The following is a 14,517-nucleotide window of genomic DNA, read 5'->3' as shown; positions in this document are numbered from 1 at the left end:
TCAGTCGAGGTATTCGACGCTGACGATTTCGTATTCGCGCTGACCGGCCGGCGCGTCGATGACGATGGAATCGCCCTCGTTCTTGCCGATCATCGCGCGCGCCACCGGCGAGGAAATGGCAATCAAGCCCAGCTTGATGTCCGCTTCCAGGTCGCCAACGATCTGGTAACGCTTCTCTTCGTCGCTTTCCACGTCGGCCAGCGTCACCGTCGCGCCGAACACCACCTTGCTGCCGGCGTTGAGCTTGCTGATGTCGATGACTTCAGCGTGCGACAGCTCACCTTCCAGCTGCTTGATGCGGCCTTCGATGAAGCCCTGCTCCTCGCGCGCGGCGTGGTACTCGGCGTTTTCCTTCAGGTCGCCATGCTCGCGTGCTTCTGCGATGGCGGCGATGACCTTCGGGCGCTTTTCCGACTTCAGGTGATCAAGTTCCTCACGCAGGCGCTTGGCGCCCTTCATCGTGATGGGAGCTCTCATGCATTCAACTCCTTGTGCAGTTCCTGCAGCGACAGAACAGGGCCGGTGCCACGGAATTCCAGCGACTGCACCAGCGCCTTGGCGCCGGCAACCGTGGTCGAGTACGTGACGCGGTGCTGCAGCGCTTCACGACGGATCGAGAACGAATCGTTGATCGCGGCGCGACCTTCGGTCGTGTTGACGATGTAGACAATCTCGCCATTCTTGATGCGGTCCACGATGTGCGGACGGCCTTCGACCACCTTGTTGACCACTTCGCAGGTGTAACCCTGCTGCTGCAGCCATGCAGCGGTGCCACGGGTGGCGACCAGCGAGTAACCGCGCTCGACCAGGCCCTGCACCGCCGGCATCACGCGCTGCTTGTCGGCATCACGCACCGAGATGAACGCCTTGCCCAGCGGCGGGGTCTTGATGCTGCCCGCTTCCTGCGCACGTGCGAATGCTGCGCTGAAGCTGCGGCCCACGCCCATGACTTCGCCGGTGGAACGCATTTCCGGCCCGAGGATCGGATCGACGCCCTGGAACTTGGCGAACGGGAAGATGGCTTCCTTCACCGAGTAATAGCTCGGCACCACTTCTTCGGTGACGCCCTGCTCGGCCAGCGTCATGCCGGCCATGCAGCGTGCTGCGATCTTGGCCAGCGGCACGCCGGTGGCCTTGGACACGAACGGCACGGTACGCGAGGCGCGCGGGTTCACTTCCAGCAGGAAGATCACGTCGTTGCCGTCGGCATCGGGCTGGATGGCGAACTGGGTGTTCATCAGGCCGACCACGTTCAGGCCCTTGGCCAGCTCGCGCACCTGACGACGCAGTTCATCCTGCGTGGCCTGCGACAGCGAGTACGGCGGCAGCGAGCAGGACGAATCGCCCGAATGCACGCCGGCTTCTTCGATGTGCTCCATCACGCCGCCGATCAGGACGTTGCCGTCCTTGTCGCAGATGATGTCCACGTCGGCTTCGACAGCGGCGTCCAGGAAGTGGTCCAGCAACACCGGCGAATCGTTGGAAACCTTGACCGCATCACGCACGTAGCGCGCCAGGTCGGATTCGCCATAGACGATTTCCATCGCGCGGCCGCCCAGCACGTAGCTCGGGCGCACCACCAGCGGGTAGCCGATTTCGCGGGCCAGCAGCAGGGCTTCCTGGTCGTTGCGGGCGATGCGGTTCGGCGGCTGCTTCAGGCCCAGCTTGTCGACCAGCTGCTGGAAACGCTCGCGGTCTTCGGCCAGATCGATGGAGTCCGGCGAGGTGCCGATCACCGGCACGCCATTGGCTTCCAGCGCACGCGCCAGCTTCAGCGGGGTCTGGCCGCCGTACTGCACGATCACGCCCTTGGGCTGTTCCAGCTCGACGATTTCCAGCACGTCTTCCAGCGTCAGCGGCTCGAAGTACAGACGGTCGGAGGTGTCGTAGTCGGTCGAAACGGTTTCCGGGTTGCAGTTGACCATGATCGTTTCATAGCCGTCTTCGCGCAGGGCGAGTGCGGCATGCACGCAGCAGTAGTCGAACTCGATGCCCTGACCGATGCGGTTCGGGCCACCGCCCAGAATCATGATCTTGTCGCGGTTGGTCGGGTTGGCTTCGCACTCGTCCTCGTAGGTCGAGTACAGGTACGCGGTGCTGGTGGCGAATTCGGCCGCGCACGAGTCCACGCGCTTGTACACCGGGCGCACCTTGTGGGCGCGACGCAGCGCACGGATGGCCGCTTCGTTGGTGCCGGTCAGCTCAGCCAGGCGTGCATCGGAGAAACCCGCGCGCTTCAGGTTGCGCAGACGTGCAGCACCCAGCGCGTCGATGCCTTCGGCATGCACCTGGGTTTCATCGGCGATGATTTCTTCGATCTGGTCGAGGAACCACGGATCGATGTGCGACAGCTCGAACACCTGCTCCACGCTGAAACCGGCGCGGAATGCATCGCCCACGAAGAACAGACGCTCCGGGCCCGGGGCCTTGAGCTCACGCTTGATGGTGGTGATGTCGTCGTCGTTGGTCAGATCCAGGCCGGTCGGGTCGAGGCCGATCTTGCCGGTTTCCAGGCCACGCAATGCCTTCTGCAGCGATTCCTTAAAGGTGCGGCCCATGGCCATCACTTCGCCCACCGACTTCATCTGGGTGGTCAGGCGTGCATCGGCTGCCGGGAACTTCTCGAACGCAAAGCGCGGAATCTTGGTGACGACGTAGTCGATGGACGGCTCGAACGATGCCGGGGTCAGGCCGCCGGTGATTTCGTTCTTCAATTCGTCCAGCGTGTAACCCACGGCCAGCTTGGCGGCGACCTTGGCGATCGGGAAGCCGGTGGCCTTGGAGGCCAGCGCCGAAGAACGCGACACGCGCGGGTTCATTTCGATCACGACCACGCGGCCGGTGGTCGGGCTGATGCCGAACTGCACGTTCGAGCCACCGGTATCCACACCAATCTTGCGCAGCACGGCGATGGAGGCATCGCGCAGGCGCTGGTATTCCTTGTCGGTCAGCGTCTGTGCCGGGGCAACGGTGATCGAGTCACCGGTGTGCACGCCCATCGGATCGAGGTTCTCGATGGAGCAGACGATGATGCAGTTGTCCGCGGTGTCGCGGACCACTTCCATCTCGAATTCCTTCCAGCCCAGCACCGACTCTTCGACCAGCACTTCGTTGGTCGGCGACAGCTCAAGGCCGCGGCCGACGATCTCGATCAGCTCTTCGCGGTTGTAGGCGATACCGCCGCCGCTGCCGCCCAGGGTGAAGGACGGGCGGATGATGGTCGGGTAGCCCACGCGGGTCTGGATTTCCAGCGCTTCTTCCAGCGTGTGCGCAACGGCGGCGGTCGGGCATTCCAGACCGATTTCGCCCATTGCCACGCGGAACAGCTCGCGGTCTTCGGCCATGCGGATGGCTTCGCGCTTGGCGCCGATCAGCTCGACGTTGTACTTCTCCAGCACGCCGTGATCGGCCAGGTCCAGCGCGCAGTTCAGCGCGGTCTGGCCACCCATGGTCGGCAGCAGCGCGTCCGGGCGCTCCTTGGCGATGATCTTCTCAACGGTCTGCCAGTTGATCGGCTCGATGTAGACGGCGTCAGCCATCTCCGGGTCGGTCATGATCGTGGCCGGGTTCGAGTTGACCAGCACCACGCGGTAGCCCTCGTCACGCAGCGCCTTGCATGCCTGCGCGCCGGAGTAATCGAACTCACAGGCCTGGCCGATGACGATCGGGCCGGCGCCGATGATGAGGATGGTCTTGAGGTCAGAGCGCTTTGGCATTGTCTTCTCTAAGTCAGTACAGCGTGTCTGGGGGAAGTGATCGCACGCTGTCGATCAGGAAATCTGTTCCGGGTCCAGCGCGATGCGGCATTCGCGCTGCAGTACATCAACCAGACGCTGGCCGATGTCCGCAGGCAATTGGCTCTCGCTGCCAAACCCGTCAATGAATCGCTGGAACGCCGGGGTCGCCATGAAGCGCGAAATCTCGGCCTTCCGGTCTTCGTCCAGCCCGGCATCGAAGCCTTCATCGCCACTGGCGATGGCCGCTGCCGTGGCCTGGAACGTACGCGCCATGTCGCTGCCCGAATCCGTGGCAAGGAACTTTTTCCATTCCTTGACCAGCGTCTTGCCGTCGGTGCCCATGCTGTCCACGATGCCCTGCTGGACCTGCACGTCCAGCATCGTGGACACCTGCTGCGTGGCGCAGGCCTTGCCTGCCGCATCCTGCGTCTGCAACGCCGGGAAGTTCTCGATCAGGCTCGCCGCCGAATCCGCTCCCAGCCTGCCCATGCCCAACTGCTGCATGATCTGGCCGATATCGGCACGGTCGGCAGAGGCTGCCGAAGCACCACCGGTCAACAACAAACCCGCCAGCAGCGCGATGGCGCGCATCAGGCCTTGGCCCCTTCCATCAACGAGATGAAGCGGTCGAACAGCGGGGCCACGTCGTGCGGGCCGGGCGATGCTTCCGGGTGACCCTGGAAGGAGAACGCCGGTGCATCGGTCAGCTCGACGCCCTGGATGGTCTGGTCGAACAGCGAACGATGGGTGACGCGGATGTTGGCCGGCAGCGAGCTTTCGTCTATGGCGAAGCCGTGGTTCTGCGAGGTGATCATCACCCGGCCGCTGTCGATGTCCTGCACCGGATGGTTGGCGCCGTGGTGGCCGTGGCCCATCTTCATGGTGCGCGCGCCCGAGGCCAGGCCGAGCAGCTGGTGGCCCAGGCAGATACCGAAGGTCGGCACCTTCTTGGCCACGAATTCCTTGATGGCGGCGATCGCGTAATCACACGGTTCCGGATCACCCGGGCCGTTGGACAGGAACACACCATCCGGATTCATCGCCAGCACGTCGGCGGCCGGGGTCTGTGCCGGCACCACGGTCAGCTCGCAACCGCGTTCGGCAAGCATGCGCAGGATGTTGGTCTTCACGCCGAAGTCGTAGGCCACGACCTTGAACTTCGGTTCGGCACGCACGAATTCGTTGCTGTCCAGGTCCAGCTGGCCATCGGCCCAACCGTAGGACTTGTCCGTGCTGACCACCTTGGCCAGGTCCATGCCCTTCAGGCCCGGGAACTTGCGGGCGGCTTCCAATGCCTTTTCGACATCGATGTCGCCAGCCATCAGCGCACCGTTCTGGGCGCCGCGCTCACGCAGGATGCGGGTCAACTTGCGGGTATCGATACCGGAGATGGCGACCACGCCGCGCTGGATCAACCAATCCTGCAGCGACACCTGGTTGCGCCAGCTGCTGGGACGGCGCGGCACATCGCGCACGATCAGGCCCGCAGCCCACACCTTGGCGGCCTCGTCATCCTGATCGTTCATACCGGTGTTACCGATATGCGGATACGTCAGGGTGATCATCTGCCGGGCGTAGGAGGGATCGGTCAGCATCTCCTGATAACCGGTCATGGCGGTGTTGAACACCACCTCACCCACGGACAGGCCGGGCGCGCCTACGGATTCGCCCTCGAATACGGTGCCGTCTTCGAGCACGAGAATTGCGGCTTGGGTCACGGGAATCTCACTTTGGCTACCGGGGGACTCCGAAGCCACGCCTGCGTCCACGGCAAAAACCGGTTGCAAAAAAGCGCGGACGGCGGTCTGGGAACCGGTCCGGCTGACGTGTTTCGGCGAGCGAGAATTGTACTGGCATGGGGGGCGCCAGCGCTAGCGCCCCGTGAGCCCTGAATTACCCTTTCATGGCAGTGCGCTGGCACTTTGCCGGCAAACACCCCCTCGCATTCAGTTTCAGTCGGGCTTGCCGACCAGATCACGCACCCGGTACTGGCCCGGTGCCTGTGCCTTCAGCTGCCTGGCCACGTGTAGCGCGCCCCGGGCAAAAATGTCGCGATTGGTGGCCCGATGCACCAGTTCAACCCGCTCGCCGAGCCCGGTGAACTGAACGAAATGCTCGCCGATGATGTCGCCAGCGCGCAGGCTGGCAAAGCGCGGCGCCGCCCCGCCCTGCTCGGCCGCCTCACCCAGGGTGATGGCCGTGCCCGAGGGCGCATCCTTCTTGTGCACGTGATGCGACTCGACAATGTCGCAATCCCAGCCCGACAAAGCAGCAGCAGCACGTTCGACCAGTCCGGCCAATACCGCCACACCCAGGCTGAAGTTGGTCGCCCACACCAGCGCAATGCGCTGCGACGCAGCCGATAACGCGGCCTGCTGCGCCTCGCTGATACCAGTAGTGCCGGACACAAAGCCAACACCGCGCTCCAGGCACAACGCCAGAATCGGATCAAAGCCTTCCGGCAGACTGAAGTCGATGGCGACGTCAAATGGAGGGGCGCCGGCCAACTCACTGGCAGCGAAATGGGGAATGCCGTCCACCACGCGCTGTGCCGGTGGCTTGCGCACCACCGCAGCCACTACCTGCAACGAAGAGTCTTCCGCTGCCAGACGCAGCAAGGCTTGGCCCATGCGACCGGAAGCACCATGGATCAGCAAACGAATCGGAGTGTTGTTCATGCCGGGCAAGCTACGTTCAAGCACGACAGGACACAAGAGGTGTTTCAAGCGGAACAGTTCCACGCTGCAGATGCTCGCATCGCTGCCCCAGCTGTCGATCCACTCCCACGCTTTGGATGATCGAAATCGAGGACCCCAATCAGCCAAGCCTCATCACGGATTCCGGCTGCAGCATGGGCTCCGCATTGGCATGCGCGTCTGTGCGCGAACGGGCCAACGTGACCGTCAATTACTGCAACAACCACGGCGCGACTAAAGCGCTGGCCGTCGAGCGCGAGCCTTGGCGAAGCGCTGCAAACTGATTGGCGTGATCGCTCACACGTGGCTGCTGTGGTCGCGCGCGGGCCGGACAGAACGTGAGGGTCGATGGTGGCTTGGCCCGCAACCAAGCACAAAGCGCATCGACAGAAAAAACGCCGGCATTGCCGGCGTTTTCGCTTTCAGTGCTGCTTGGGAGCTTTCGGACCGCAGCTGTCACATCCACCGCAGGCACCGCCACCACTGGAAGGCTCCGGTGCCAGCTTGCGGCCCCACGCCTGCAGACGCGAGGAACGTTGCGGCTTGACCAGCCATAGCGCCAACACCCCCCGCACGCGCCGCAAGAAACCCGGAAATTGCTTCTTCAGCACCACCCACACGCTGACCACGACGGCCAGCGCGATCAGCAGATATTGAAGCAGCAAGCCGGTGTCCATCAGCCCGCCCCCAGCGCCACAGCCACCTGGTAGGTGACGAGTGCAGCCAGATACGCAGCGCCGAACAAGTACACCGTGGCGAAGGCCATCTGCTTCCACGAGTTGGTTTCGCGCTTGATGGTAGCCAGCGTGGAAATGCACATCGGTGCGTAGATGAACCACACCATCAGCGACAGGCCTGTCGCCAGCGTCCAGCCATCGCTGATCACCGGGGTCAGCGCCTGGATGGCAGCATCATCGTCGACAGCGGAGAGCGCGTAGATGGTGGCCAGCGAGGACACCGCCACTTCGCGTGCGCCCATGCCGGGAATCAGCGCAATACATATCTGCCAATTGAAACCCAGCGGCGCAAAGATCAGCGCCATCCAATGGCCCAACTGACCGGCGTAGCTGTAATCGATGGCCGGCATCGTTGCGTTCTCCGGCGCGCCCGGGAACGACAACAGGAACCACAACAGGATGGTCAGCGCCAGGATGATGCCGCCGACGCGCTTGAGGAAGATCATCGCGCGCTCGTACAGGCCTACCGCCAGATCACGCGGATGCGGCAAACGATACGACGGCAGCTCAAGCATCAACGGGTGTTCGCGCTTGTCGCGACGGAACTTCTTCATCGTCCACGACATCACCAGCGCACTCAGTATGCCGGCCAGGTACAGGCCGAACAGCACCAACCCCTGCTGGTTGAACATGCCCCACACCGTCTTGGCCGGGATGAAGGCGCCGATCAGCAGCGCATACACCGGCAGACGTGCAGAACAGGTCATCAACGGCGCCACCAGAATGGTGGCCAGGCGGTCACGCGGGTCCTGAATGGAACGCGTGGACATGATGCCCGGCACCGCACAGGCAAAGCTGGACAGCAGCGGGATGAACGACCGCCCGGACAAACCGGCCGCAGCCATCATGCGATCCAACAGGAACGCTGCACGCGGCAGATAGCCCGACTCTTCCAACGCCAGAATGAAGGCGAACAGGATCAGGATCTGCGGCAGGAACACCAGCACGCCGCCGACGCCGGCAATGATGCCGTCCACCAGCAGGCTGCTCAGCGGGCCTTCGGGCAAGGCGCCCGCCACCACTGGCCCGAGCCAGGCAAAGGCTGCCTCGATGCCATCCATCAATGGTGTGGCCCAGGCATACACGGCCTGGAAGATCAAAAACATCACCACGGCCAGCGTCACCAGCCCAAACACCGGATGGAGCAGCCAGCGGTCCAATGCGTCATCAATCTTCGCCGTGCGTGTCGGCATCTGCACGGCGGTAGCGAGAATGTCGCGCACCTGTACATGCAGGTCCTCATCGGCGACCGGCGCGTTTACCGGTATCGATGCCAGCTGCGGCACCAGCGCATCAATGCGCTCCACCAGCGCCTTGGCACCGTTGCGACGCACCGCGATGGTTTCCACCACCGGTACGCCCAAGGCCTTTTCCAGTGCTGACACGTCGATCTCAATACCACGCCGACGCGCGGCGTCCACCATGTTCAACGCCACGATCATCGGTTTGCCCAACTCGCGCACTTCCAGCGCAAAGCGCAGGTGCAAACGCAGGTTGGTGGCATCGACCACGCATACCAGTGCATCTGGCGCAGCTTCGCCCGGGTAGAAACCCCGGCACAGGTCGCGGGTGATCGCTTCATCCAGACTGGCCGGCTGCAGACTGTAAGCACCTGGCAAATCCAGCACCGCGTACTCGCGGCCGGACGGCCCGCGCATGCGGCCTTCCTTGCGTTCGACGGTCACGCCGGTGTAATTGGCCACCTTCTGGCGGCTGCCGGTCAGCTGATTGAACAGAGCGGTCTTGCCGCTGTTGGGGTTGCCAACCAGCGCCAGCCGAGCAATCGATTCATTCATGACGCAGCTCCTTCACGCTGTATCCGCACGCGCGCGGCTTCACTGCGGCGCAGTGCGAAACGGGTGAAACCCACCTGACACAGCAACGGTTCGCCGCCCACCGGCCCACGGGCCACCACACGAACCTCTTCGCCGTTTACGAATCCCAACTCCCGCAGCCTGCGAGCGATGGCGTCATTGGGGTGCATATCCTGCACGTCCTCCACCCGAGCGGGGGCATGCAGCGGCAAATCGGACAACGTCACTGAATGGGCGCCTATGTAGAAAGTGATGAATAAGAATGGTTATCAATTCTAGCATCGCCGCGCCGCGTCATGGCGTCCTGCCCATGCACCGCTATGATTCGCCGGATTTCTTCGATACACAGGCTTTCCCAGATGAGCGATGCACTGCTCGTGCAGCATGAGGGCGCGATTGCGACCCTGCACTTGAACCGGCCAGAACTGCACAACGCGTTCGATGCGGCCCTTATTCAATCCTTGACCCTGGCTTTGCAGGCGCTGGGAACCGACCCCACAGTCCGCGCGGTGGTGCTGGCCGGCAGCGGCCCATCCTTCTCCGCAGGTGCCGACTTGCAGTGGATGCGGGCCATGGCCACCGCCACCCAGGAAGAAAACCGCACCGACTCGCTGGCGCTGGCGCGACTGATGCGTACGCTGGACGAACTCCCCAAGCCGACCATCGCCCGCGTCCACGGCGCCGCATTCGGCGGTGGCGTGGGCCTGGTGGCCTGCTGCGATATCGCCATCGCTGCTGAAGGCGCGCGATTCGGCCTGACCGAAAGCCGCCTCGGGCTGCTGCCGGCTGTCATTTCACCCTATGTCATTGCGGCCATCGGCCCCCGTCAGGCCCGGCGTTGGTTCGCCACCGGCGAGCATTTCGACGCCGCCACTGCCGAACGGATCGGGTTGGTTCACCAGGTCGTCGCGGCCGACGCGCTGGATGCAGCCGTGCGTGCGCAGTTGGATCTCCTGGCCAAGGCCGCGCCGGTCGCTGCAGGTTCGGCCAAGGTGCTGGTGCGCGAAGTCTGTGCTGCCGTGGGCGACCGCGATGGGCTCGACCGCGCCAATGCCGGCCTGATAGCCGCCTTGCGCGCCTCTGACGAAGGCCGCGAGGGCTTGTCGGCTTTCCTGGAAAAACGCGCGCCCGCCTGGGCCACGAAGTAATCCGTCGCCATCACCTGCCTTACCTTGGAACACCATGAACGACTTCGTCCGTATCGTTGAAGTAGGCCCGCGCGATGGTCTGCAGAATGAAAAACAACTGGTCAGCACCGCCGACAAGATCGAATTGATCGACCGGCTCTCAGCCACCGGCCTGCGCAGCATCGAAGCCACCAGCTTCGTCAGCCCGAAGTGGGTGCCGCAGTTGGCCGATGCCGCCGAGGTGTTCGCCGGCATCCAGCGCCGGCCCGGCATCAGCTATCCGGTGCTGGTGCCCAACGAGCAAGGCTACGAACGTGCCTTGGCCGTGGGCGCCGAGGAAGTGGCGGTGTTCACCGCCGCCTCGGAGCAGTTCAACCGCACCAACACCAATGCCGGCATTGATGAGTCACTGCAGCGCTTCGAGCCGATCCTGGCCCGTGCCAAGGCCGATGGCATCAAGGTGCGCGGCTATGTCTCTACCGTGCTCGGCTGCCCGTACCAGGGCGCGGTACCGCTGGCCGATGTGGTCCGCGTGGCCGTGCGCCTGCATGCCATGGGCTGCTATGAGGTATCGCTGGGCGACACCATCGGCGTGGGCACTCCACTCAAGGCTCGCGCCATGCTGCAGGCGGTTGCGGCGGAGATTCCCATGGAAGCGCTGGCCGTCCATTTCCACGACACCTACGGCCAGGCGCTGGCCAATATCGCGGCTTGCCTGGAGGTCGGCGTGCGTGTGGTCGATGCCGCCGTGGCCGGCACCGGCGGCTGCCCCTACGCGCGCGGTGCAAGTGGTAATGTCGCCAGCGAGGATGTCGTTTACATGTTGCAGGGGATGGGGTTGGCCACTGGCATCGATCTGCCGGCACTGGCCGCCACGGGGAACTGGCTCGCCGATCGGCTGGGCCGGCCAACAGGCAGCAAGACAGGAAAGGCTTTGGCAGTGTCATGACCGGTTCCGGCCAGCGCATAGTCCACGATCAGGGCGAGCATCCCGCCGCCCATGTCGATGCGTTGGCCGAACTGGAGCTGGCCCTCCACCAACCCCTGCCCCACAAGCTGCAAGGCGTACTGCAGGCCGCCGCCGACGCACTGCGCGAAGCCATGAGCGAGCGCCAGGGCGCGCAGCGCCGCTACGAAGCCTTGTTTGATGCAGTCCCCGACCCGGTCAGCATTCTCAGCGCCACCGGCGTAGTGCTGGACGTCAATACTTCCGGGGTGAATGCCTACGGCCGCAGTCGCGAAGAGATCGTCGGCCAGCCCATCGAACTGCTCAATCCAGACCTGCCGGCCAACCACTTGGAGCCGGTCTGGGAAACCCTCAAGCGCGGCCAGACCTATGTAGTCGAAGTCACCAACATGCGCGGTGACGGCAGCCGCTTTCCGGTGGAGGTGCATTCGGCCGGGTTCGAGCATGACGGCCAACCGTGTATCGTCGCCGTCGCACGCGATCTGAGCCGCCGCTGGCAAGCTGAGACACGTTATCGCCTGTTGCTGGAATCCATCGACAAGGGGGTGATGCTGTTTGACCGCAACCTCGGCATCGTCTCAGCCAATCCCGCCGCACACCGCATCTTCAACATGAGCGGGATGGCACCCGGGCGGCTACCGCTGAACAGCGATGAATGGATCACGGTCGATGAGCACGGCCGCCGTCTTGGGCTGGACCAATGGCCGGTCGCCAAGGCGTTCCGCAACGGCCGCATCATTCCCAGCACCATCATTGGGCTGTACCACCGCCCGCACGGCCGCATGATCTGGATTTCGATCACCACGGTGCCGGTGTTTTCCTCGGACTGCGACCTCCCCGATCATGTGTTTTCGTTGTTCAGTGACATCACCGAACTCAAACGCGACCACGCGCTGTTCGATCGCGCGCAATCGCTGGCGCATATCGGCGGCTGGGAATGGGACCGAGGCCAGCAATGCCTTTACCTGACGGGTGAAGCGCAGCGCATCCTCGGCCAGGAGCAGCCGCCGGATGACCTTGAGCAACTGTTGTCCTGTTTGAATTCCAGCTCACGCCAACTGCTGCGCGATGCAATGGAGCGCGAAGCCGAGCACCGGGGTGGCTTTGAACTGGAACTCCAGGGCCAACGCGCCAATGGCCATAGCTTCTGGATCCGCATGATTGGCGAAGTGGAACCGGGCGACCTTGCCTCCACCCGTATCGCCGGCACCTTCCAGGACATCACCGAACCCAAGCATGCCGAAGAGACGCTGAAGAACCAGGCGCGCACCGATCCACTCACCGGCATCATGAACCGCGACGCGGCACTGACCGATCTCGAAATGCGCCTGAGTAATCCATCGCATGCCGGCGTGGCGGTGCTGTACATCGACCTGGACCGCTTCAAAACTGTCAACGATGTGCTCGGCCACAACGCTGGCGACCAGTTGTTGATCGAAGCCAGTCGCCGCATCCGCGACGCAGTCGGCACCGAGGGCCTGCTGGCCCGCTTTGGCGGCGACGAGTTCGTGGTCACCTGCGATGCGCGCGATGTACCGCAACGCCCGGAGCAACTGGCCGAAGCCATTACCCGGGCCTTCGCGCCGTCTTTCCTGTTCGGTAAGGATGAGTTTTCGGTCACCACCAGCATCGGCATCGCACGCGCGCCACAACATGGGTTACGCCCACAGCAGCTGATCCAGAGTGCGGACCTTGCGATGTACGAATGCAAGCGTCGTGGCCGCAATGGATGGCTGGAATTCTGTGAGGAAATGGAGCGGCGCCAACATGACCGCCTGCAGATCGAACGGCGCCTGCGCAAGGCGCTGGAACGCCATGAATTCCGGTTGGTATACCAACCGCAAGTTGATCTACAAAGCGGCAAGATCATCGCCTGTGAGGCGTTGATCCGCTGGCGCAACCGGCAACTGGGCGAACTACGCCCAGACATCTTCATCAGCCATGCCGAAAACACCGGCGACATCGTGCGCATCGGCGAATGGGTGCTGCATGAAGCCTGTCGGCAGGTCCGCCAGTGGCAGGACGAAGGTCTCGGGTTGATCCGCGTTGCGATCAACGTGTCTTACCGCCAATTCAGCGGCGACCGGTTGGCGCGGCTAGTGCGCGATGTGCTCGACGAGCACGGCCTGCCCGGTGCGGCACTGGAGCTGGAATTCACCGAGCGGGTATTGATCGAAGATGCACCCTCAACTCTGCGCACCTTTGCCGAACTGCGGCAGATGGGCGTGATGCTGACCATCGATGATTTCGGCGAGGGTTACAGCGCCTTGAACTACCTGCGCACCCTGCCCATCCACGGACTAAAACTCAGCCAGCTTTTCATCAGCGGCGTACCGAATAACCGCTCCGATGTGGCGGTCTGTGAGGCCGTCAGCGGCATTGCCCGCAGCCTCGGCCTGGGCCTGGTGGCCGAGGGCATCGAGTCGGAGGCCCAGCGCCAATACCTGTTGCAGCTGGGAGTGCCGGTGGGCCAAGGCTTTCTGTTCGCGCCCGGCCTGTCACCGGTGGAGTTCGCGCACAAGCTGCGCTGACCTTGCCGGCTGATCGGCCAAGTCTTATCGGTACACCTTTGCCAATGTCAGGCATCAGCTAGAATCGGCGGCTCTTTCACGCAGGATTGATCCAATGCAGCTGTCCTCCGTCCGCGCCGTCATTACCGGCGGCGTCTCCGGCCTCGGCCTCGGCGTCGCCCAGTTCCTCGTCGCCAATGGCGGCAAAATCGCCCTGTTCGATCTCAACGATGAAAAGGGCGCCGCTGCGGTGGCCGAACTCGGCGCCGACAACGCCCGCTATTTCACCACCAACGTCACCGACGAAGCCGGCGTGGCTGCCAACCTGGCCGCTGCACGTGAGTTCCTGGGTGGCCTGAACGTGGTGATGAACTGCGCCGGTATCCTCGGCGCTGGCCGCGTGCTGGGCCGCGAAGCGCCGATGCCGCTGGCCAACTTCCAGGGCACGGTGATGGTCAATCTGGTCGGCAGTTTCAACGTAGCCAAGGCTGCTGCGGACATCATGCAGCACAACGAAGCCAGCGCCGACGGCGAGCGTGGCGTGATCATCAACACCGCCTCGGTGGCTGCCTACGAAGGTCAGATCGGCCAGGCTGCCTACTCCGCCTCCAAGGGTGGCGTGGTCGGCATGACCCTGCCGATGGCGCGCGAGCTGTCCCGCTTCGGCATCCGCGTGCTGACCATCGCTCCGGGCGTGTTCTGGACGCCAATGGTCGATGGCATGCCCGCAAACGTGCAGGAATCGCTGGCGGCCTCCATCCCGTTCCCGTCGCGGTTGGGCCAACCGGCCGACTTTGCCAGCCTTGTCGGCCACATTATTGGCAATACCTACCTCAACGGTGAGACTATTCGCCTGGACGGTGCCGTGCGTCTGGCACCCAAGTGATTCACCGGCGGGCGTCCTCAGGGCGCCCGCTTCCGTTTACCCC

Annotated in this window: 13 protein-coding genes; 5 read left to right on the top strand and 8 right to left on the bottom strand. The window is 63.7% G+C overall.

Annotated features, from left to right (window positions below; translation table 11 throughout):
* The 5 genes from greA to dapB all read right to left on the bottom strand — a co-directional run bounded on the left by greA (position 1) and on the right by dapB (position 6,415).
* Positions 1-477 carry a transcription elongation factor GreA gene (gene greA / locus PAN08_RS08425; RefSeq protein WP_269790989.1) on the bottom strand — a complete coding sequence of 159 codons (477 nt, stop codon included), beginning with the start codon at positions 475-477 and terminating at the stop codon, positions 1-3.
* Entirely contained in the window at positions 474-3,716 is a 3,243-nt protein-coding gene (gene carB, locus PAN08_RS08420) for a carbamoyl-phosphate synthase large subunit (RefSeq protein WP_269790988.1), read from the bottom strand. The genes greA and carB overlap by 4 nt, the downstream gene beginning before the upstream one ends.
* Positions 3,717-3,770: 54 nt before the next feature.
* Positions 3,771-4,328: a hypothetical protein gene (locus PAN08_RS08415; RefSeq protein WP_269790987.1), complete on the bottom strand. Its 558-nt coding sequence runs from the start codon at positions 4,326-4,328 to the stop codon at positions 3,771-3,773.
* The gene (carA, locus tag PAN08_RS08410) at positions 4,328-5,455 is read right to left on the bottom strand and encodes a glutamine-hydrolyzing carbamoyl-phosphate synthase small subunit (protein ID WP_269790986.1); all 1,128 of its coding nucleotides are present in this window, start codon (positions 5,453-5,455) and stop codon (positions 4,328-4,330) included. Before carA ends, PAN08_RS08415 begins: the two co-directional genes overlap by 1 nt.
* A gap of 234 nt (positions 5,456-5,689) precedes the next feature.
* On the bottom strand, positions 5,690-6,415 hold the full coding sequence (gene dapB, locus PAN08_RS08405; RefSeq protein ID WP_269790985.1) for a 4-hydroxy-tetrahydrodipicolinate reductase: 726 nt from the start codon (positions 6,413-6,415) through the stop codon (positions 5,690-5,692).
* Between the two features lie 116 nt (positions 6,416-6,531).
* On the opposite strand from dapB, the gene PAN08_RS08400 reads away from it, so the two are divergent.
* Positions 6,532-6,717, top strand: coding sequence for a hypothetical protein (locus tag PAN08_RS08400; RefSeq protein ID WP_269790984.1), 186 nt, complete (start codon positions 6,532-6,534; stop codon positions 6,715-6,717).
* A 138-nt stretch (positions 6,718-6,855) separates the two neighbouring features.
* Here PAN08_RS08400 and PAN08_RS08395 read toward each other — a convergent pair whose 3' ends face one another.
* The 3 genes from PAN08_RS08395 to PAN08_RS08385 are packed head-to-tail and all read right to left on the bottom strand — an operon-like array spanning position 6,856 to position 9,211.
* On the bottom strand, positions 6,856-7,110 hold the full coding sequence (locus tag PAN08_RS08395; RefSeq protein WP_269790983.1) for a DUF6587 family protein: 255 nt from the start codon (positions 7,108-7,110) through the stop codon (positions 6,856-6,858).
* Positions 7,110-8,966, bottom strand: coding sequence for a ferrous iron transporter B (locus tag PAN08_RS08390; RefSeq protein ID WP_269790982.1), 1,857 nt, complete (start codon positions 8,964-8,966; stop codon positions 7,110-7,112). Before PAN08_RS08390 ends, PAN08_RS08395 begins: the two co-directional genes overlap by 1 nt.
* Complete coding sequence (locus PAN08_RS08385) at positions 8,963-9,211, bottom strand: FeoA family protein (protein ID WP_269790981.1); 249 nt, start codon at positions 9,209-9,211, stop codon at positions 8,963-8,965. Before PAN08_RS08385 ends, PAN08_RS08390 begins: the two co-directional genes overlap by 4 nt.
* Positions 9,212-9,343: 132 nt before the next feature.
* On the opposite strand from PAN08_RS08385, the gene PAN08_RS08380 reads away from it, so the two are divergent.
* The 4 genes from PAN08_RS08380 to PAN08_RS08365 all read left to right on the top strand — a co-directional run bounded on the left by PAN08_RS08380 (position 9,344) and on the right by PAN08_RS08365 (position 14,474).
* On the top strand, positions 9,344-10,132 hold the full coding sequence (locus PAN08_RS08380; protein WP_269790980.1) for an enoyl-CoA hydratase-related protein: 789 nt from the start codon (positions 9,344-9,346) through the stop codon (positions 10,130-10,132).
* Between the two features lie 34 nt (positions 10,133-10,166).
* Positions 10,167-11,060 carry a hydroxymethylglutaryl-CoA lyase gene (locus PAN08_RS08375; RefSeq protein WP_269790979.1) on the top strand — a complete coding sequence of 298 codons (894 nt, stop codon included), beginning with the start codon at positions 10,167-10,169 and terminating at the stop codon, positions 11,058-11,060.
* On the top strand, positions 11,057-13,609 hold the full coding sequence (locus PAN08_RS08370; protein ID WP_269790978.1) for an EAL domain-containing protein: 2,553 nt from the start codon (positions 11,057-11,059) through the stop codon (positions 13,607-13,609). The genes PAN08_RS08375 and PAN08_RS08370 overlap by 4 nt, the downstream gene beginning before the upstream one ends.
* Before the next feature lie 94 nt (positions 13,610-13,703).
* A complete protein-coding gene (locus tag PAN08_RS08365) occupies positions 13,704-14,474 on the top strand; it encodes an SDR family NAD(P)-dependent oxidoreductase (protein WP_269790977.1) in 771 nt (256 codons plus the stop codon).
* Positions 14,475-14,517 lie beyond the last annotated feature (43 nt).

It is taken from the genome of Stenotrophomonas sp. Iso1, assembly GCF_027497995.1.
Taxonomy (GTDB): Bacteria; Pseudomonadota; Gammaproteobacteria; order Xanthomonadales; family Xanthomonadaceae; genus Stenotrophomonas.
Note: the sequence above shows the minus strand (reverse complement) of the source record. Positions and strands in the feature narration are given on the sequence as shown.

Coding starts and splice junctions, on each gene's coding strand:
- greA (WP_269790989.1), bottom strand. CDS start 477: ATGAGAGCTCCCATCACGATGAAGGGCGCCAAGCGCCTGCGTGAGGAA.
- carB (WP_269790988.1), bottom strand. CDS start 3,716: ATGCCAAAGCGCTCTGACCTCAAGACCATCCTCATCATCGGCGCCGGC.
- PAN08_RS08415 (WP_269790987.1), bottom strand. CDS start 4,328: ATGCGCGCCATCGCGCTGCTGGCGGGTTTGTTGTTGACCGGTGGTGCT.
- dapB (WP_269790985.1), bottom strand. CDS start 6,415: ATGAACAACACTCCGATTCGTTTGCTGATCCATGGTGCTTCCGGTCGC.
- PAN08_RS08400 (WP_269790984.1), top strand. CDS start 6,532: ATGATCGAAATCGAGGACCCCAATCAGCCAAGCCTCATCACGGATTCC.
- PAN08_RS08395 (WP_269790983.1), bottom strand. CDS start 7,110: ATGGACACCGGCTTGCTGCTTCAATATCTGCTGATCGCGCTGGCCGTC.
- PAN08_RS08390 (WP_269790982.1), bottom strand. CDS start 8,966: ATGAATGAATCGATTGCTCGGCTGGCGCTGGTTGGCAACCCCAACAGC.
- PAN08_RS08380 (WP_269790980.1), top strand. CDS start 9,344: ATGAGCGATGCACTGCTCGTGCAGCATGAGGGCGCGATTGCGACCCTG.
- PAN08_RS08375 (WP_269790979.1), top strand. CDS start 10,167: ATGAACGACTTCGTCCGTATCGTTGAAGTAGGCCCGCGCGATGGTCTG.
- PAN08_RS08370 (WP_269790978.1), top strand. CDS start 11,057: ATGACCGGTTCCGGCCAGCGCATAGTCCACGATCAGGGCGAGCATCCC.
- PAN08_RS08365 (WP_269790977.1), top strand. CDS start 13,704: ATGCAGCTGTCCTCCGTCCGCGCCGTCATTACCGGCGGCGTCTCCGGC.